This window comes from Sulfuricurvum sp. (assembly GCF_049277495.1).
In the GTDB taxonomy this organism is placed as follows: Bacteria; Campylobacterota; Campylobacteria; order Campylobacterales; family Sulfurimonadaceae; genus Sulfuricurvum.
Window position 1 is genome coordinate 14,432 of record NZ_JBASYM010000038.1, and the last position, 19,746, is coordinate 34,177.

Consider the following 19,746-nt stretch of genomic DNA (forward strand, 5'->3'; position numbering starts at 1 on the left):
AATTTTAGGTAATAAAGATATGATACTTGACAATGGAATTGTTTCTTATTCGGGTTATCCTTGTCATTAGAAACAATTTTTGCTCCGTTAACCCAAAGGATTTAAGGTATGTGGCTACGTACAAGCTGTAATTTGACATTTGACATTACGGTACCGACCCCTTTTGTTCTGATGCTGCGGCCGCGCAGCGGTGCACAGCAGTGGATTGCGATGGAGGAGTACAAAATCATCCCGAGCGTTCCCGTTTTCGAATTTACCGATAACTACGGCAATCTCTGCCAGAGGCTGATAGCTCCTCCCGGTCCCTTTGCCGTTATCACCTCAGCCGTGGTGCAGACTGCCGATTATGTGGATCAAGCTCCCGGAGCGGCATTTATCGAGATTCAAAATCTGCCCGATACGGTGCTGAGCTATCTTTTGCCCAGCCGTTACTGTGAAGCAGACCGCTTTAGCCAAATGGCAACCGCGATTACCGCAGGCAGACTCTTAGGATATGATCAGGTCTCAGCCATCACCGAGTGGTTACGCACTACCATCCGTTTCGAACCTTATCGCAGCGATGCTCTCGTCTCCGCTATCGAGGTTAATGCCAGAGGATGGGGCGTTTGCCGTGATTTTTCCCACCTAGGAATCGCAATGTGCCGAAGCCTTAGCATACCGTCTCGAATGGTAGTAGGATATCTCCACGGTCTTGAGCCTATGGATCTGCATGCATGGTTCGAGGCCTATATCGGAGGTCGCTGGTATGCGTTTGATGCGACGCAAGAGCAGATGCGGGGCGGATATGTAGCGATCGGTTATGGCCGTGATGCTGCGGATGTTGCGGTGTACAATCAGTTTGGTCCGGCGTTGTATCCCAATACACAGCATGTTCGCGTAGAGCTCATTCATAATGAAGATAGGACGGACCATGCAGCGCTATAAGATTCTTCATCGTACGTACTACAATTATTCTTCCGATGTAATACTCGGGCCCCATACTTTGCTGCTGCGCCCGAGAGAAGATTATGAACTTCGAATCGAGTCTTTTGCCCTTAAGATCATTCCGGAAGCGACACTTCTTTGGCATCGTGACGTTGAGGGCAATTCCGTTGCCATCGCTAATTTTACCCTCCCCGCACATCAGCTCCTTATCGAGAGCGAAGTGATCATTCAGCAATACAACGAATCTCCTCTTAATTTCATGGTTGCCGATTATGCATTGCGTTATCCGTTTGCCTATCAAGGGGATGACAATGTTTTACTCTCTCCCTACAAAGCCTTACCCGATCCGGAGACGCTTGCGGCAGTGAGCAAATGGATCGGCAATTTTTGGCAGCCTACCGAAAAGATCCAAACCTACACACTCCTGCAGCGGATAGCCGAAGTTATTTTCAAAACGCTCTCCTACCGTGTACGAGAAGAACCCGGTGTGCAGAGTGCCTGCCAAACACTGGCCTGCGGCACCGGTTCCTGCCGTGATTTTGCCCTTCTCTTTATGCAGGCGGTACGCTCTTTGGGACTGGCTTCGCGCTTTGTCAGCGGATATCTCTACGCACCGCTAATGGCATCAGAAATCGGATCAACCCATGCATGGGCAGAAGTTTATCTTCCGGGTGCCGGATGGAAGGGGTTTGACCCTACCATCGGAAAAATTGCGGGAAGCGATCACATCGCCGTAGCTGTTGCGCGATTGCCTGAATCCGTACCTCCCATTGCCGGGTCATTTGCGGGTACAGCGGATTCAACTCTTACCGTAGGGGTATGGGTCAGTCAATGTTAATGAACAACTGCAATCATATTTGTCCCCTAAAATCTGAAAAAAAGTTTTTCAAAAAATATCAAAGCCTTTCTTTAAACAATCTTATTTTAAAATATATACAAATTAGTAATAATTTAATACATTAGTGTTCGCTGAATTTTCTTGATCCAAAATAATTTACAGAATTTCAAAAATGCAAGGATATCGCAGTGAATACTCCATTTTCCGGACTCAAAAATATTTTCTGGATACACCCTATCCATATCATCTCGATGCAGCGGGTTCTTCTTGTTCTTATCCTGATGGCAACAAGTTTAATCCTCATTTGGATGTTGCCTTCCTTTCCCCGAATTCAAGGACTCAAAGATTATTTGCCACTGCATATGCTGCTTGAAACTATCTCCATTATCATCGCAATGCAGATATCAGGCCTAGGCTGGAATGCTTTTACGAATAAGCTGCCCGGTAATATTATATTTCTTTCCTCTCTATTTTTCGGTGTTGCCATACTCGATTTTTCCCATCTTCTTTCCTATGCAGGAATGCCAGATTATATAACCCCTAACAACCCGGATAAAGCAATCGACTTTTGGTTGGCTGCCCGTATGCTCTCTGCTGTCGGACTTCTAATTTTCGTAATCATGCCATTACGTCCATTAATCTCCAAAATGACCCGTTACATTTTCCTAATGTCAATCCTGATATTGACCGGTGTCATACACTGGCTTTTCCTATTTCATCATGACCTGTTTCCCCATCTGTTCTTTATCCCGGGAGAGGGGCTTACCGCATTAAAGACCAATACCGAATATGTCATTGTTGCATTAAACTTAACCACCGCATTTATCCTGTGGCAACGCATGCGCAAGCCGCAACCCTATCATACCGCTGCATTATTCGGTGCGGTGTGTATCATGGCGATGAGTGAACTCTTTTTTACTTTTTACGTTGATGTTAGCGATATTTACAATATCTTCGGCCATATTTATAAAACAATCGCCTATCTGTTCATCTATCATTCAATTTTTGTTACCACCGTACAAAAACCCTATCGAGATTTAAGTGCTTCACAAAATCAGATTCATGAAAAAAACCAATTACTCGACAGTATCATCAACAATATTCCCCATATGATTTTTTTAAAACAGGCTTCCGATTTACGTTATGCATTATTCAACAAAGCGGGGGAAGCACTGACCGGCCTTAAACGTGACCAGCTGCTCGGACATAATGATTATGACTTTTTTCCAAACGATCAAGCAGAATTTTTTATCCAAAAAGATCGTGAAACATTGCAGCATGGCACTATCATAGATATACCGGAAGAACCGATCGAAACACCGCATGGTACGCGTATCCTCCACACCAAAAAACTGACGATTAGAGATAAAGATGATCATCCTCAGTACCTGTTAGGGATTTCAGAGGATATTACAGAACGCATTGAAATCGAAAGAGCTCTCATCGAAAGTGAAAACTTTCTGAAAGAATCTCAGATAATCGCAGGACTGGGAAGTTACATTCTTGATTTTCAAACAGGGATGTGGAAAAGTTCGGAGATACTGGATCAGTTATTTGGTATCGATCAAAACTACGAACGCTCTTTTGAAGGGTGGCTGTTCTTACTTAATCCCGATGACCGCGATTGGATAGATCACTATTTCAAAGAAGAAGTGATGGGTAAGCATAAGCCATTTAATAAGGAATACCGCATTATTCGTCATAATGATCAGGTTGAACGCTGGGTGCACGGGCTAGGCAAACTTGAGTTCGACAGTAATGGTGTACTGCTGAAGATGCTAGGAACTATCCAGGACATCACGGAGCGCAAACGCTCTTCCGAAACGCTTTTTAAACTCTCATTGGCCGTTGAACAGAGCCCAAATTCGATTGTTATAACCGACATCGACGGAAACATAGAATATGTCAATAGTATGTTTACCGTTATAACGGGATACAGTTACGATGAAGCACTGGGCCAAAATCCCCGGATCTTAAAATCCGACGATACACCCCAATCAACATACGATGATATGTGGGCACACCTGGTACGCGGTGACATATGGCATGGTGAGCTTATTAACCGCCGCAAAGACAAAAGTCTCTATATCGAATCGGCTACGATCTCTCCCGTCAAACAATCAGACGGAAAAATAACAAACTACTTGGCTATCAAAGAGGATATTACCGATAAAAAAAGAGCTGAAGCCTATATTGAAAAACTTGCACATTTTGATCAGCTGACCGGCTTGCCAAATCGTGTCATGCTGAATGATCGTGTCACCTATCTGCTAAACAGTGCCCAGCGTAATCATGAATCGTTGGCTGTCATGTTTCTTGACCTTGACCATTTCAAAAACATCAATGACACCTTGGGGCACACGATAGGCGATCAGGTATTGATCGAAATAGCCAAACGGATCAAAGCTACTATTCGGGATGAAGACACGGTATCACGCTTGGGCGGAGATGAATTCATCATGCTTTTTCCTAATACCGATTCAAATGCCGCCTTGAATATCGCTACAAAACTGATTGCAGCGGTTTCCAAGGCTTCCCTTATTGATCAGCATGAATTGATCATTACCCCATCAATCGGGATTGCCCTCTATCCAAATGATGGTAAAGATTTCGAAACGCTGCTTAAAAATGCCGATACCGCTATGTACCGGGTCAAGAACGACAGCCGAAATAATTTTCATTTCTTTACGCAAGAGATGCAGCTTAATCTGTCACGTAATCTGCTCTTAGTCAATGCTTTGCGGCATGCGCTGGAACGAAATGAACTGGAAGTCTATTATCAACCGCAAGTCGCAATTGAAGATGGCCATATTATAGGCGCAGAAGCTCTATTGCGATGGAATCACCCTGAATTAGGAATGATTCCACCTGCTGAATTTATCCCGATTGCAGAAAATAGCGGTCAAATTATCGAAATTGGAGAGTGGGTTCTGCGGACAGCGGTTCAACAAACCAAGAAATGGATTGTTGAGGGGATTTCGCCTATGGTGATAGCGGTAAATTTATCCGCAGTACAGTTTAGACAGCCAAATTTGATAACATTGGTCACGACAATTCTAGAAGAGATGCAAGTCCCTCACGAATATCTCGAATTGGAGCTGACGGAAGCCGTTACAATGCATGACCCTAAAGCTGCCATTGAAATTATGAACCAGCTTCACGACCAAGGAATACGGATGTCTATCGATGATTTCGGTACCGGATATTCATCTCTCAGCTATCTAAAGCGATTTAAAGTATACAAGCTCAAAATTGATCAATCTTTTATCCGTGATATTACGACGGATTCCGATGATCGTGCAATCGTCAGTGCGATTATTGATATGGCCAATAACTTAGGATTGCATACCATTGCAGAAGGTGTTGAAACTGCTGAGCAGTTAGCTTTTCTCCGTCTGCATGGGTGTAATGAAGTACAGGGATATTATTTCAGTAAACCGCTCCCGGCGGATCTGTTTACAGAATTTGTTAAAAAAAACAGCGATCTTAATGCGGTAATCTAATCGCCATCGGTTTAATGGATTCAACTCGACAAAAGTAAATGAAAGCCGTCCAGATGTATTGTTTAACACTATTTAGATTCCGATACTGTACAATAACCGCATGAAAAATATTGCGATTATCGGCGGCGGGTTGAGCGGTCTCTACGCAGCCCGTCAGCTGCAAAACAGCCACCGCGTCACTCTCTTTGAAGGACGCGATCGGCTCGGCGGCCGGATACACTCGCGAGAAGGGTTTGATCTGGGCCCCAGCTGGGTATGGCCCCATCAGAATCGAATTTTAAACCTCATCTTCTTCCTCAAACTGGAGATTTTCAAACAGTATGCCCAAGGCGATGCACTGTATGAGACACCCCAAGGTATTCAGCGTTTCATTCCCCCTCCATCTGCTCCATCAGGCCGTATAAAAGGGGGGATTTCCAAACTCATCGAGCGCCTTTCAGCTCAACTCTCCGGTACCCAAATCCATTTGGGAGAAACCGTAGCAGCTCTCCATCAGAATGAGGAAACGATAACCCTCATCTCCTCAAAGGGCGAATATCGTTTCGACGAAGTCATTGTGACACTTCCCCCCAGACTGATACTGAAGTCGCTGGCATTTTTCCCCCCGCTTCCCCATGAATTTCAGACCCGATTTGAACAAATCCCGACATGGATGGGACATTCGGCGAAATGTGTCATTGAGTTTAGAGAACCCTTTTGGCGTGAAATGGGACTGAGCGGATTTTGCTTCAGTCATACCGGCCCTATGGGGGAAATACATGATGCCTGTACGGACGATCGATACGCATTGTTCGGCTTTATCCGTTCAGGAAGCGATATGGAGAGGATCGAGCATCTCGTACGCAGCCAGTTACACCGTCTGTTCGGAGACCGTGCCTTGTCCGTCATCGGATTTCATTGCGTCGACTGGCGTACCGAAGTATTTACCTCGGTCGATGCGGACCGTTCTGCACCGAGTGCGCATCCTGAATATGGGTTGGAAGCACTTCACTTCGGCGGAAAAATTCATTTTATCGGAACCGAGACATCCTACAATGAAGGGGGATATTTGGAAGGGGCCGTTGCTTCATATGAGAGACTAAAAAAACACTTCTGACTTCCGCTGCGCCGTGTTTTGATTTTCAATCCCCGCATCGCTATAATGGCGCATGCAAAACTCCCCGAAATCTTCTTATGATCTGATCGTCGTCGGTGCCGGTGCGGCAGGGATTATGGCCGCTATTACCGCCGCACGTCGTGGGAAAACAGTGCTTTTACTGGAGAAACTCTCCAAGATTGCCGCAAAACTCAAAGCTACCGGAGGCGGTCGGTGCAATCTGACCAATACCCTCTCAAATGAAGATTTTATGGCCCGTTTCGGACGGGAGGGGAAATTCATGACCCCTGCCCTTAACGCATTGGATCATAAGGCATTGATCGCTTTTTTTGCGGATATCGGAGTCGAGAGCCATGCTCCTGACGGATATCGTGTATTTCCGGTCTCTCACAGCTCTGTAAGTATCATCTCTGCACTCGAAGAGGAGATGGAGAGGCTCGGAGTCATCCTCGTCTGTTCCGCGCGTGTCAATGCCCTGGAACATGACGGTACTAAAGTGACGGGAGTCAGTACAGACACTCAGACCTATGCCGCTGACAATGTCATCATCGCTACCGGAGGGCTAGGATACCCGCAGCTCGGAGCTGAGGGGGACGGGTTTGAACTCGCCTCAGCCATAGGGCATAAAGTGACCGAGCTGTATCCTGCCATGATGCCGCTGCGAACGAAAGAAACCTGGGTCGGCGATTGCCGTGCCGATACGATCGCCAAAGTCGAAATCCGTATCGACCTTCCCAAAGCGAAAAATATCCGTGCGCACGGAGATCTGATCTTTACCGCTAACGGTATACGCGGCCCCGTCGTCCTCGATGTTGCCCGTGAGATCACCCCGCTGATCGAAAAATACGGCGAAGTTCCCCTCCTCATCAACCTGACCAAAGGGTTAAACGAAGAACAGATCCGATCGCACATCAAAAACGAAATCTATAAAAATCCCGAACAATCCGTATTAACCCATATGATGACGCTGCTTCCCGAATCGCTCTGCCGCTCTCTCTGCACCCTCGCCGAAGCCGATCCCGATACGGGATTTAACAAACTTCCCGGCGCGCAGCGCGATCATCTCATCAAACTCCTCACGTGGATGCCCCTTACCGTTATCGGACATGACGGATTCAAAATGGCGATGATTACCCGGGGAGGGGTGTCACTCAAAGAGATCCGTCCTGAAACGATGGAAAGCAAAGTGATAAGCGGTCTTTATTTTTGCGGCGAAGTGATGAATCTCGATGGTCCCTGCGGCGGCTATAATCTCCAATGGTCCTTTGCCAGCGGCTATGTAGCCGGACATTTAGGTGAAAGTGTCTGAGACAAGTATCAATAAAAGTCGTATTTTCCTGCTTCGATATCCGCTTTGATCTCTGTTAGCGATTCTTGCATGATGGAGAGAAGAATTTGGGCTGCTTTTTTGTCATCTCCTTCAGGTACATCCCAGTCGGTAATCGTCATGTTTGCTTTAAACATAAGCTCCATCGCTTGTTTTATCTCTGTTTTACGACTCTCTAAATCTTTTTGTACTGCATCCATCGTATTCTCCTCTTGAATATCGTCTAATGGACCTATTATAATACGAAATCGGTACAAAAAATAAAACTGCAGAAGAAATAGCATGGTATAATCAACCTATGCAAAAATATATCCATTTTGACCCATCCTCCGAAGAGATTCATGCTTACCACATGCAAGTGAGTTCAGATGCAAACCATCACTACTATAAAGTTCATCTCTCTGAACTGACCGAAGGTCAGCGTAAACATGTTTCACAACGGTATGGAGTTTCTCTCAATATACTAGAGAGTGAGCCGTATCTAATCTTGGTGAGAATCACAGATATATAAAATTTGAAGCGGCCCGTATCGCTTTTCGCTATAATCGCGCCGATGAAAAAAATACTCTTAACCTTTATAATACTCGTACAAACGGCTCTATGGGCAAATAGCGACCCTCTCTATGAAATCCGCGGGGATTCGGCGTTGCTGGATGCGAACCTCACCCGTTTCTTGCACCAATGGCGCGAAGAGACAACCTGCCCGATCGCTGAGGGAAATTACACCAATATCTATCTCCACGGAGATACGACCCAAGGGAAAAAAATCGCCCTGACGTTCGATGATTCACCGGATGAAAACAATACCGGTAAAGTCTTGGACATTTTAAAACACTATGACGTCAAAGCGAGCTTTTTTATGATCGCTGCACCGATGCTCGACGTGAATGCTACCATCACCAAGCGCGTCGCCGATGAGGGACATCTGGTTCTCAATCACAGTTTTAATCATCCCCACTTCACCCATATCAGTGATGAGGAAATCGCTCAAGAAATACAAAGTTCTTCAGAGAGGATTGCGACGATCACCGGGCACTACCCTCTCCTTTTCCGACCTCCATATGGCTCAGTCAACCAGCGGGTGGTCGATACGCTGAATGCGCAGGGGTGCAAAAGCATTCTATGGTCGCTCGATTCGCTCGACTGGGCAATGAAAGATAAAAATGCCATTATCGAAAACATTATGACCCATGTTCAACCCGGAGACATCATCCTCATGCACAGCAGCCGTGCGAATAACGCAACCGTTGAGGCACTGGGGGAGATCATCGAAAAGCTCCGAAACCAAGGGTATCAGTTTCAGCGCGTTGATGAAATGTTGGGGATAAAAGCTTATCGATAAATTACGCTATAATACGGCTACCATTCGCGCACTCGATCACGCGTTAGAGACTTCTTTATTGATCGCTCCACCTCCCTCTTAGATGAGGTCTATTTATCCAAGGACTTTTTATGTCATCGACACCTATGAAACGCCAGAACCATCGTATCCACCCATGTAACCGCCCACGTAAAAATGAACTCGTCCATTTTTTAATCGCACGCAATACCGGAAAAAACATCCTTATCGTTACTTCCAATGAACCTGAAGAACTTCAAAACATCTTTGCAGGCGATAAAATCACTGTTTTAAGCGATGCCGCTTTGGCCAATGTGCCTGATTTGCGATGCGAAGTTCTTATCAGCTATGATCTTCCGGAAAAAGCAATCGTTTATATGTCACGTTTTGCGCGCGCCTCTGATTATGCTTTGATCATCCTCGATGAAGAAGACCAAAAACGTCTTTACCCTATCGAGACCTTGGTCGGGCGAACGATCACTCAAGAGATCGTCAACGGGTTCGAACCTGATTTCGGGATTGCCGTAGACAATCAGCAAAAAGCCGAAGCCAAAGCCCGACGCGAAGAGCGCGAAGCCCGGGATGCGCGTGACCCGAGAAATCGTGACAAAAAACCGGTCCGTGACACCAATAATCGCCCCGAACGCGGACGTGATGATGCACGCGGCGACCGACGTCCGTCACGCGGTGAGGATGATGGCTTTATGGCTAAAAAACAGCATGCCAGCAAACCCCGTTTTGTCGGAAAAGACGAAAACGGCAAACCGATCTTCGAGGGTAAAACCCGCGAACGCAATCACTACATCGACGGCACCCCGCGTTCGGATACCGAAAAATCGACCAAAACTCCGTATGCTAACAAACCGAAATTTTTCGGAGACAAGCAAAAAAGTTCTGACGATACAAAACGTTCCGATGGAGAGAAAAAGCCGTATGGGGACAAACCTGCTTTCGGTGATAAAAAGCCTTATGGTGATAAGAAACCGTATGGGGACAAACCTGCTTTCGGGGACAAAAAGCCTTATGGCGATAAAAAACCGTATGGGGACAAACCTGCTTTCGGGGACAAAAAGCCTTATGGCGATAAAAAACCGTATGGGGACAAGCCTGCTTTCGGGGACAAAAAGCCTTATGGCGATAAAAAACCGTATGGGGATAAACCTGCTTTCGGTGACAAAAAGCCTTATGGCGATAAAAAACCGTATGGGGATAGAAAGCCTTATGCAGATCGCAAACCTGCCGAAGCGCCGGCAGCAGCGAAACGTCCTCCACGCCGTATCGATGTCAAATCGTTCAAATCGCCGAAAGAGAGTGAATAATCTCTTCTAAATCGACGTACTTAATGGTCTATTAACACGATCTCAATTACAATGTCTTTACTCTACAATGCAGGAGAAGACATTGGCCTCAATATCGACAAAAGGTAGTTACGGCCTTGCCGCCATGTATGAGCTAGCGCTTCATTACGGGCAAGGGCATCTTCAAATCCGTGAAATTGCCGAAAAAGCAAATATCCCTCAAAATTATCTCGAACAAATCCTTGCGACCTTGCGTAAAGAGGGATTGATCCAAAGTATACGCGGAGCCGGCGGAGGGTATCTTCTGGCCAAAGCTCCCAATTATATTCCTGTCTACGAGATTCTCGTTGCTTTGGAAGGGGAGCTTTGTACCCCTGCAGATCAGGGGTTTCAAGCGATATTGCATCTGTATTGGGATCGTATTCGAGAGGATATGCGAGGTCTTTTTCATGAGACGCTTCAAGATCTCGTGGATCAAGGCAATGCCTTGGACCAGCAATCGATGTATTTTATTTAAGTCCGACCTTTTTTATATCGGTTGAACTTCAACCGACTGCGGATGATACTGCGGCAGCTTTCCGTGAAGCGTTACTACATCCCCAAAAATGATCACCGCCGGACCGCTAACCGTTTTAGCCGCTTTTTCCAATCCTGCCAGTGTCGTCACGATACTTTCCTGCTCCGGACGTGAAGCATTCGCGACAATCGCGACGGGAAGCGTACGGGAAATCCCGATGGCATACGCCGCTTTTTTAATCCGCCCGGCAAGACTTAGCCCCATCAATACAACGGTAGTATGATTGGCGAGTTTAAGCAACGGCAGCCAATCCGTATTAAATTTTCCCTCTTTCAAATGGGCTGATACAACCGAAAAACTCGAAGCATATCCTCGCGCGGTCGGCGGTATTCCGGCACATGCTGAACCGCTGACACAGGAGGATATCCCGGCAACCACATCAACGCTATACCCGCGTTCGAGCAAAAACAGCGCTTCTTCCGAACCGCGTCCGAAAATGTAGGGGTCTCCGCTTTTCAGCCGAGCAACGCTGAATCCCTGACCTGCATAATCGGCGATCAGATTATTGATCCGATCTTGGGAAATACTGTGGCAGTCTTTCGGTTTGCCGACATAGATTTTACGTGTTTCAGACGGAATCAGCTCCAAAATTTCTGGAGTGATCAGATTGTCATATAAGATCACTTGGGCTTCACGGATAATCCGATACGCTTTAAGTGTCAACTGTTCTACATCTCCAAGACCACAGCCTACGAGATATACTTCTCCTTTTCTCGCCGAAAACGAATAATTGGATTCGGCCGAAATCGGTTGGATAATTTTTGTCATTCGAGCCTCTTTATAGATTTTTTAATAGCCTCCAGCAACGCATCGATATCATCTATCTCCTGCGAATAATGGATACTGATACGCAGCCATCCCGGCCGCGTTTGGAATGGAGTATCATCTTCCAATCCTAACAGATCATGCCCGTAAGGTCCGGCACATGAACACCCGGCGCGCGTTTGAAATCCGTCTGATTCAGATAAAACTTCACACAGCGCATACGGGTCAATATCTTTGATATTGAAGGAAACGATCCCGATATTCTCTGTCTTCCGACAGCCGTAGCATGACGCTCCCGAAATCTGTTTCAACCCGTCGATAAATTTTTTGTATAAACTTTTTTTACGTGCGGCTATCCATTCAAATCCGAGTTCATTACGAAGCTGATACGCCAATGCTGCACGTATCAGCTGTAATATTCCCGGCGTTCCCGCATCTTCACGCTCTTCGATCTCGTCGACAAAGAAATGACTGGTGCGACTCACATAAAGAACCGTACCTCCTCCGGCAAACGTCGGAGTCGAAGCCGCATCAAACAGGGTTTTTCGTATGGCGAGCAAACCGCATGAACCCGGCCCACCCAAGAGTTTATGAGGCGAATAAAACATCGCGTCATACAGTTCACAGGGAATATTCATATACGGCGATGAAGCCGCAGCATCAAAACAGACGATAGCGCCGTGGCGCCGAAGTATCGCCGATATCTCTGCATAGGGGGTAATCGTTCCGGTCACATTCGAAGCGATACAAAACGTCCCGATAATCTCCCGGCCTGCATTTTCTATCAGAATATTCTCAAGCTGTTCAAGGTCAACCAATCCCTTGGCATTTAGACCGATGCGCACCGTTTCGCACAGCGCTTCTCGGTAGCTGATATCGTTCGAATGATGTTCATACGGTCCGATGACCACCAACGGCAGTTCAATGTCCGGAGCCGTAGGGAGAAAACGCGCCCGTGTCGCCGGAGGGATATAGAGTCCCAATATCTCTTGCAGCCGTTTTACGGCACCTGTCGCTCCGCATCCTGATGGCAATAATGCAAATGACCCGTCCAGCCCTAAAAGTGATTTAAGGTGCTCTCTCGCCTCACGGTAATAGTGATCCGTCCGAGCCGCCATCGAGGCTTCTTTCGAATGGGTGTTCGCATACGTTTCAAGCACTTCGTGCAACCGTGCTTCGATCGGTTCATAGGCCAGACCGGACGCCGTAAAATCGAAATAGGTTTTTTTGTGTATTCCGATCGTATTTCGGCCTATCTGCTCATACTTATCGCCCTCTTCAAGGAGTGGCCGGAACAGTTGGTTCATGAGCGTATTTCTCCAATAAATAATTTCCAAAATCGATACTGTCACTCGTTTCAAAATCATTGATCAATGATTCAATCAGCGGAGCAACTTCATCTGAGGTAACTTTTACCCCTGTCTTTACGGCAAAACGGCTTTCTTCGCCTTCGAGATGTCCTCCGACGATCAGATCAAATCCCGCTAAGCGTTCGGTATCCCGTTTCACGTAAGCTCCGACAAATCCCAAATCCACAATATGCGGATGGGCACACGAATTCGGACAGCCGTTGATACTGATACTGACCGGTTCCTCAAAGTCAGGAAAACGGTTTTTCAGATAGTTGACCACCTCGATCGCCAAATCTTTCGTCTCACTGACGGCAAATTTACAAAAATTCAGACCCGTACACGCTAGCGTCCGTGCTTCGAAGACCGACGGATAGGGATGAAACCCTACCGCCTGAAGCGTATCGATCATCGGTTCTGTCGCATCGCTGTGGACATTGAGAATCACGAAATTCTGCGTTGTTGTCAGGGTAATCCCCTCCGCACCGTAAAACTCCAGAATACTGCCGAGCTTCAATAAACTCTCACCGTTGATCCGACCGCTGGTAAGGGCACAACCGATTGTGTTGTATCCTTTTTTGATTGACGATCCGACGCCAAAATGGCTGCGTCGAGGATAAGGGGTAAAGGATGCATTATCAAAACGTTCCAGCGTTACGCGGGAGACTTTTTCCAACTCACCCACGAAACGTTCTACGCCCCAGTCATCCACCAAATGGCCCAGCCGGGCTTTGTTACGGTTGTCGCGTCGCCCTGAATCACGATAAATACGGGCGACCGCTTCGGCAATTTTGACGATATCCCGACGCTTCACATATCCGATATGATCGGCAATACGGCGGTTGCTCGCCTGCCCTCCTCCGACACTCACGCTGAAACGGATCTCATCATCGTTTTTGACGGCAGTGAATGCCAGATCCTGCACTTCATGCTGGATACAATGTTTATTACATCCGCTTACGCCGATTTTAAATTTACGCGGCAAATTCGAAAAATCCGGATTTCCGCGATACAGATTGTTTAACGCCAAAACGACATCACGGACATCATCGATCTGATGGCTGTCAATACCGTTTACCGGACAGCTGACGATATTACGCGGGCAGTCTCCCGAAGCTCCGACTACACTCAACCCGACGGAGGAAAGCTTTTCTAATATTGTCGGCAAATCTTCGATCTTCAGCCAATGAAACTGAATATCCTGCCGTGTCGTCAAATCGCCGCTCTCACGTCCGTAAGCAACCGAGATTTTCCCCAATGTCTGTACCTGTTTAGCGTTTAAATATCCCCCCTCAAGTTTGACGCGCAGCATAAAGTATTGCGTCTCATCTTCAGGGCCTTGGAGGTTACGGTTTTGGGTATATAAACCGTACCACTTAAAACGATCGATGTCTTCAGGATCGATCGCTTCACCGCTTTGTGCATATCGATAGATGTCGGCAATAACCTCCAAACCATCTTTTTCGCGTTTGATTCGCTCAATACGCTCGGCTTTTGTTTCGCTTGCCATCACATCTTCCTTAAACGATTGTTGCGGCATTCCAATGAGGGAAATGTCGTCGTATGAGAGCATTCAGCTCTACCTCAAATGGGGTTACAGGAGTCTGCATCTCACTGTTTTTCTCCGTACTTTTAGTAATCATTCCGGCGGCAACGGTGTTGTTTGTAATCTTGTCAATGAGGATAAATCCACCCATCTCTCGATTATCGTCATACAGATCATAAGCGATCGGATCGGCTAAATTCAAACGTACCGAACCGATATCATTGAGCCCTAATTCTTTCGCCGCATATTGTTCTTGTGTATTGACGTCGACACGGTAGTCAATGGCATCGGCATAGACGGTCGTAACACTCGATGAACGCTTGAACAGATAGCTTTTCCCCGGAAGAAATTTCTCTTCCTCCATCCATACCAGATTGGCATTGATCGTATTGGCCTGGACTATCTCCTCACCCGATTTAATCAAAACGTTTCCTCGGCTGATATCGATCTCTTCATTCAGCGTCAGCGTTATCGCATCTCCGGTAGAAGCGGATTCCAAATCTCCGTCATAGGTTACGATTTCTTTGACCGTTGCCTGCTTGAGAGACGGATAGGTCGTAATAGTGTCGCCTACACGTACCGTTCCCGAAGCTACCGTTCCGGTAAATCCGCGGAAATCAAGATTTGGACGGTTGACGTATTGAACCACCATGCGAAACGGTGCATCAACCGCTGCCGCAGCCAAAGGAACCTCTTCGAGAATATCCAGAAGGGTCTTCCCCTCATACCACGGAGTTCGCTCACTCTTGGTGACCACATTGTCCCCATTCAGAGCGGACAGCGGAACGGAATGAATCCCCTGTATTCCCAATTCTTTGGCGAATGCCCGATACTCTGTATCAATTTTTTCAAATACGTCCCGGTCAAAATCGAGTAAATCCATTTTATTAATGGCGACGATGACATTGCGAATCCCCAAAAGACGGACGATGTACGAATGGCGGCGGGTCTGTGTCACAATCCCGTAACGCGCATCGATGAGAATAATCGCTAAATCCGCTGTTGATGCTCCGGTAGCCATGTTTCGCGTGTATTGCTCGTGCCCCGGAGTATCGGCGATGATAAACTTACGCTTATCGGTCGAAAAATAGCGGTAGGCCACATCAATCGTGATCCCCTGCTCCCGCTCACTCTGCAACCCGTCCACAAGGAGCGCCAAATCGATTTTCTCGCCGGTCGTCCCCGATTTTTTACTGTCGTTCTTAATGCTCTCGAGCTGATCCTCGAAAATCATTTTTGAATCGTACAGCAGTCGGCCGATCAGGGTACTTTTGCCATCATCCACACTGCCGCAGGTTATAAAGCGAAGCAGCTCTTTGTTTTGTTGTTCTAGTAGATAGCCCTCAATATCGGTGGCTATCAAATCTGATTGATGTGCCATTAGAAATATCCTTCAATTTTTTTCTTTTCCATTGATCCTGAGCTGTCGGCGTCGATCAGACGGCCTTGACGCTCACTTGTTTTTGTCAATAACATCTCTTGGATGATATCCGGAAGCGTAACCGCATCACTTACTACCGCTCCGGTCAGAGGGTAACACCCTAATGTCCGAAAGCGGACATTTTCAATACTCGGGACTTCTCCTTCTTCAAACGGAAAACGATCATCATCCACCATGATTTTCACTCCGTCGCGCTCAACTACCGGACGCGGTGCCGAGTAATACAACGGAACGATCGGGATCCCCTCGAGATAAATGTATTGCCAAATATCCAGTTCCGTCCAGTTCGAAAGCGGGAATACACGGATGCTCTCTCCGCTGTGAACCCGTCCGTTGTAAATATTCCAAAGTTCCGGACGCTGATTTTTAGGATTCCAGCGGTGATTTTTATCCCGAAACGAATAGATACGTTCTTTTGCCCGACTCTTCTCTTCATCCCGTCGCGCTCCGCCGAAAACGGCATCAAATTCATAATAATTTAATGCCTGCTTCAACCCTTCCGTTTTCATCACATCGGTGTGAACCGCGCTTCCGTGGGTAAACGGGTTGATATTCTGTGCGATGCCATCAGGATTGACATGGGTCAACAACGTCAATCCCAACTCTTTGATCCGCTGATCGCGAAACTCGATCATCTCTTTAAACTTCCATGTCGTATCGACATGCAGCAACGGAAACGGCAGCTTGGCGGGATAGAATGCTTTGATCGCCAAATGGAGCATCACCGATGAATCTTTGCCGATCGAATAAAGCATTGCCGGATTATCAAATTCCGCAATCACTTCACGCATAATATGAATAGATTCGGCTTCCAATGCCTTTAGATGTGTTTTTCTCTCTTGAGATATCATGGTCACTCCTTTGTTACCTTTTTTCACTCAAATAAAAATAGCCCAATCGGCCAACTCTTTACGCTGCGAATACTCACTGTCATCATCGAGCAGCCCAAACAAAATTTCCAATAATTTTTTCATTATCAGCTCCTATTGAGGTGGAGTCCACACTCTTTATGCTCAGGATTTTCCCACCACCATCTGCCGGCTCGAAGATCTTCTCCCTCGCAAATTGCCCGTGTACACGGAGCACATCCGATACTCGGATATCCTTGATCGTGCAGTACGTTATAAGGGACCTTATTCTCTTTAATATAATCCCAAACTTTCTTCTCATCCCATTCGATGAGCGGATTGAGCTTTATCAGCCCGTTAGCTTCATCCCATTCGATGAGTCGCATGGTCTCCCGTGTCGGAGATTGAGAACGCCGTAACCCCGTAATCCACACATCCAGACCTTCTAGCGCCCGGCGAAGCGGTTTTATTTTTCGAACGTAACAACACTCTTTTCGATTTTCTACACTATCTCGGAAACCGTTGATGCCCTGCACTTTATAAAGCGCTTCGACCTCGGTAGCATCAGGATGATAGACATCCACTTTAATCCTGTATTTTCGGTTTGTCTGCTCCATTAGGGCATACGTCTCTTCCGGTAAGCGTCCGGTATCCAGTGAAAAAATTTTCGCCATCGGGTCAATCTTAACGAGCATATCCGTCAGCACTTGATCTTCCGCTCCATAGCTCGAAGACAAAGCAATTTTTCCGTGATACGTTTTCAGAAAATGAGAAAGAACGGTCTCGACATCCTCTTTTTCAAACCACGTATTTAATAATTCAAAACGCTTACTCATGTTTCAATCCTATATCTGATAATCATTTTCAGAAGGTTTTATCCGTCCGAAATCGGTTTTATTCCACGCTCTTTCATGCAAATAGTACAAGACCATCTTGGTAACGACTTCGATGGAACCGATCGATACGGCCATGACCAAATTACCTGTAATAAAATAGGATATGATCATCGTATCAATCGTTCCAACCGTTCTCCAGGATATGGTTTTTACAACACTCCTATAATGTCTCTCTTCCATATTGTCCCTTCCTCATGGCACTCTCACCCGTTTTCAGATGGAAATTCATACAGCTCCGTACTCAAATACCGTTCGCCGGTATCGCACAGAATCGTTACGATCGTTTTCCCTTTGTTTTCAGGACGTTCCGCCACTTTTTTCGCTGCGGCCACATTCGCTCCAGCAGATATACCGACCAGCAATCCTTCGGATTTGGCTAAAATCCTTGATGTCTCGATCGCTTCGGTATTGGTTATACGGATAATCTCGTCATATACCCCGCGATTCAACACTTGCGGAATAAATCCTGCCCCGATTCCCTGAATTTTATGAGGGCCCGCCGGTTCACCTGAAAGAACCGCCGAAGCGTCCGGTTCAACCGCAATGATCTGAATGTCTGGATTGTACTTTTTGAGCACTTCTCCGACACCGGTAATCGTTCCGCCCGTTCCGATTGCCGCGACAAAGATATCGATTTTCCCATCGGTATCTCTCCATATCTCTTCCGCCGTTGTCTGACGATGGATTTCAGCGTTATCCGCATTATTAAACTGCTGTAAAACGATGGCGCCCGGGATCGATGTACCCAGCTCAATCGCTTTGACAACCGCTCCGCCCATCCCTTTCTCAGGTTCGGTCAAGACGATTTGCGCACCAAGTGCGGCCAAAAGTCGACGACGTTCCAAGCTCATGGAACTCGGCATGGTCAAGATCAGCTTCAATCCGAGACTCGCGGCAATACTTGCCAACGCGATTCCCGTATTACCGCTTGTCGGTTCGATAATGACGGTTTCATCCGTAATCTCACCGCGTTTAAGTGCCTGGAGGATCATATTGCATCCAATCCGGTCTTTGACGGATCCTGATGGATTCATAAACTCACACTTACCTATGATCGTTGTCGACCCTTCCGAAAAATGATTTAACGTAATGAGCGGTGTATTTCCGATCAATTCCGTAACATTGGCTGCAATTTTCATTGTTCACTCCTTTCTGTATTGAGATTCACACTAAATGAATGCTCGTTCACCTTTTAACTGGAGAAAGTATAGGGCAAAAAAAATACATTGTCAAGTAATTCTATTGATTTTGTAGTGTTTATTGCGTATTTTATTTTTATTCCCCTATTTTAGGGCTTTTGAAGAAGTATTTAAATCATAGTGTTTTACTATACTACTTGACAAATAACATGAATATCGAATGTAATTGCCATATTTTGAATCGATATGGCCTATTTATGCTACTATTTCCAAAAAATCAGAGGATATCAATGGCCATTATCTCTATAGCATCTACCAAAGGGGGCGTAGGTAAAACTTCTCTCGCATTTTCTCTTGCCAAAGACCTGCGATACCGCTATGCTACCAATGATATGTCTGTTGTTCTGAACAAATACAAAAATGCCCGCTACTATCCGAATAAAATCCCTCTCTACCCCGATACCGTATACGATTTCGGAGGATTTGAAAACATGCATGCCAATGAGATACTGCGGGAATCGGATATTATTATCCTCCCGACCACGAACGATTTGAATTCCATTATGAAAAGTCTGATTTTTATTAAAAACTTTCGGGAAAAACCGATCCTCGTATTTGCCAACATGATCGATAGCCCTAATGATGCGGTGATGATTCGTGAAAAAATTCATGAGCATTTCCCCAATCTCGCCTTTACCTACCTGCGACGGACGAAATTGCTGAAAAATGCCTTGGAAAGCGGATTGAGTGCAACGGAGCTGTATGAGAGTAATAACCACACCCAACATTTATACAAGCAGGCGTTCACCGAATATTCAAAGATTCTGAAACTTTTTACGGATGAGAACAGTGAAGATTAA

The 19,746-nt window shown here is 46.3% G+C and carries 19 protein-coding genes; 10 read left to right on the forward strand and 9 right to left on the reverse strand.

The genetic code is table 11. From position 1 onward, the window contains the following. Positions 1-108 precede the first annotated feature (108 nt). The 5 genes from WAO38_RS07420 to WAO38_RS07440 all read left to right on the forward strand — a co-directional run bounded on the left by WAO38_RS07420 (position 109) and on the right by WAO38_RS07440 (position 7,670). Positions 109-924 carry a transglutaminase-like domain-containing protein gene (locus WAO38_RS07420; protein ID WP_422235809.1) on the forward strand — a complete coding sequence of 272 codons (816 nt, stop codon included), beginning with the start codon at positions 109-111 and terminating at the stop codon, positions 922-924. Continuing rightward, positions 911-1,762, forward strand: coding sequence for a transglutaminase family protein (locus tag WAO38_RS07425; RefSeq protein ID WP_422235811.1), 852 nt, complete (start codon positions 911-913; stop codon positions 1,760-1,762). Before WAO38_RS07420 ends, WAO38_RS07425 begins: the two co-directional genes overlap by 14 nt. A gap of 188 nt (positions 1,763-1,950) precedes the next feature. Next, positions 1,951-5,265, forward strand: a complete 3,315-nt coding sequence (locus tag WAO38_RS07430; RefSeq protein WP_422235813.1) for a bifunctional diguanylate cyclase/phosphodiesterase — start codon at positions 1,951-1,953, stop codon at positions 5,263-5,265. A 100-nt stretch (positions 5,266-5,365) separates the two neighbouring features. After that, a complete protein-coding gene (locus WAO38_RS07435) occupies positions 5,366-6,361 on the forward strand; it encodes a flavin monoamine oxidase family protein (RefSeq protein ID WP_422235815.1) in 996 nt (331 codons plus the stop codon). A 52-nt stretch (positions 6,362-6,413) separates the two neighbouring features. Next, positions 6,414-7,670, forward strand: a complete 1,257-nt coding sequence (locus WAO38_RS07440; protein ID WP_422235817.1) for an NAD(P)/FAD-dependent oxidoreductase — start codon at positions 6,414-6,416, stop codon at positions 7,668-7,670. Between the two features lie 8 nt (positions 7,671-7,678). On the opposite strand, the gene WAO38_RS07445 is transcribed toward WAO38_RS07440, so the two are convergent. Then, positions 7,679-7,888, reverse strand: coding sequence for a hypothetical protein (locus tag WAO38_RS07445; RefSeq protein ID WP_422235819.1), 210 nt, complete (start codon positions 7,886-7,888; stop codon positions 7,679-7,681). 98 nt (positions 7,889-7,986) lie between these two features. Here WAO38_RS07445 and WAO38_RS07450 point away from each other — a divergent pair, with 98 nt between their 5' ends. The 4 genes from WAO38_RS07450 to WAO38_RS07465 all read left to right on the forward strand — a co-directional run bounded on the left by WAO38_RS07450 (position 7,987) and on the right by WAO38_RS07465 (position 10,842). Further along, on the forward strand, positions 7,987-8,199 hold the full coding sequence (locus tag WAO38_RS07450) for a hypothetical protein (protein WP_422235820.1): 213 nt from the start codon (positions 7,987-7,989) through the stop codon (positions 8,197-8,199). Positions 8,200-8,241: 42 nt separating this feature from the next. Then, a complete protein-coding gene (locus WAO38_RS07455; protein ID WP_422235822.1) occupies positions 8,242-9,030 on the forward strand; it encodes a polysaccharide deacetylase family protein in 789 nt (262 codons plus the stop codon). A 110-nt stretch (positions 9,031-9,140) separates the two neighbouring features. Further along, the gene (locus tag WAO38_RS07460; protein WP_422235824.1) at positions 9,141-10,346 is read left to right on the forward strand and encodes a hypothetical protein; all 1,206 of its coding nucleotides are present in this window, start codon (positions 9,141-9,143) and stop codon (positions 10,344-10,346) included. Between the two features lie 82 nt (positions 10,347-10,428). Beyond that, positions 10,429-10,842 (forward strand): RrF2 family transcriptional regulator, encoded by a 414-nt coding sequence (locus WAO38_RS07465; RefSeq protein WP_422235826.1) that lies wholly within the window; start codon positions 10,429-10,431, stop codon positions 10,840-10,842. A 12-nt stretch (positions 10,843-10,854) separates the two neighbouring features. Here the strand turns inward: WAO38_RS07465 and cobA are convergent, their stop codons facing one another. The 8 genes from cobA to cysK form a co-directional block, all read right to left on the reverse strand. Beyond that, positions 10,855-11,670, reverse strand: coding sequence for a uroporphyrinogen-III C-methyltransferase (gene cobA / locus WAO38_RS07470; RefSeq protein ID WP_422235828.1), 816 nt, complete (start codon positions 11,668-11,670; stop codon positions 10,855-10,857). Further along, positions 11,667-12,974 (reverse strand): aminotransferase class V-fold PLP-dependent enzyme, encoded by a 1,308-nt coding sequence (locus WAO38_RS07475; protein ID WP_422235830.1) that lies wholly within the window; start codon positions 12,972-12,974, stop codon positions 11,667-11,669. The genes cobA and WAO38_RS07475 overlap by 4 nt, the downstream gene beginning before the upstream one ends. Then, on the reverse strand, positions 12,946-14,526 hold the full coding sequence (locus tag WAO38_RS07480) for a nitrite/sulfite reductase (RefSeq protein WP_422235832.1): 1,581 nt from the start codon (positions 14,524-14,526) through the stop codon (positions 12,946-12,948). The genes WAO38_RS07475 and WAO38_RS07480 overlap by 29 nt, the downstream gene beginning before the upstream one ends. Before the next feature lie 10 nt (positions 14,527-14,536). Further along, positions 14,537-15,943: a sulfate adenylyltransferase subunit CysN gene (gene cysN / locus WAO38_RS07485; RefSeq protein ID WP_422235834.1), complete on the reverse strand. Its 1,407-nt coding sequence runs from the start codon at positions 15,941-15,943 to the stop codon at positions 14,537-14,539. Next, complete coding sequence (gene cysD / locus WAO38_RS07490) at positions 15,943-16,854, reverse strand: sulfate adenylyltransferase subunit CysD (protein WP_422235836.1); 912 nt, start codon at positions 16,852-16,854, stop codon at positions 15,943-15,945. Before cysD ends, cysN begins: the two co-directional genes overlap by 1 nt. A 125-nt stretch (positions 16,855-16,979) precedes the next feature. Then, complete coding sequence (locus WAO38_RS07495; protein ID WP_422235838.1) at positions 16,980-17,687, reverse strand: phosphoadenylyl-sulfate reductase; 708 nt, start codon at positions 17,685-17,687, stop codon at positions 16,980-16,982. A 9-nt stretch (positions 17,688-17,696) separates the two neighbouring features. Beyond that, complete coding sequence (locus WAO38_RS07500; protein WP_422235840.1) at positions 17,697-17,927, reverse strand: DUF2061 domain-containing protein; 231 nt, start codon at positions 17,925-17,927, stop codon at positions 17,697-17,699. A 23-nt stretch (positions 17,928-17,950) separates the two neighbouring features. Continuing rightward, positions 17,951-18,886 carry a cysteine synthase A gene (gene cysK / locus WAO38_RS07505; protein WP_422235842.1) on the reverse strand — a complete coding sequence of 312 codons (936 nt, stop codon included), beginning with the start codon at positions 18,884-18,886 and terminating at the stop codon, positions 17,951-17,953. A gap of 290 nt (positions 18,887-19,176) precedes the next feature. Here cysK and WAO38_RS07510 point away from each other — a divergent pair, with 290 nt between their 5' ends. Further along, a complete protein-coding gene (locus WAO38_RS07510) occupies positions 19,177-19,746 on the forward strand; it encodes a hypothetical protein (RefSeq protein ID WP_422235844.1) in 570 nt (189 codons plus the stop codon).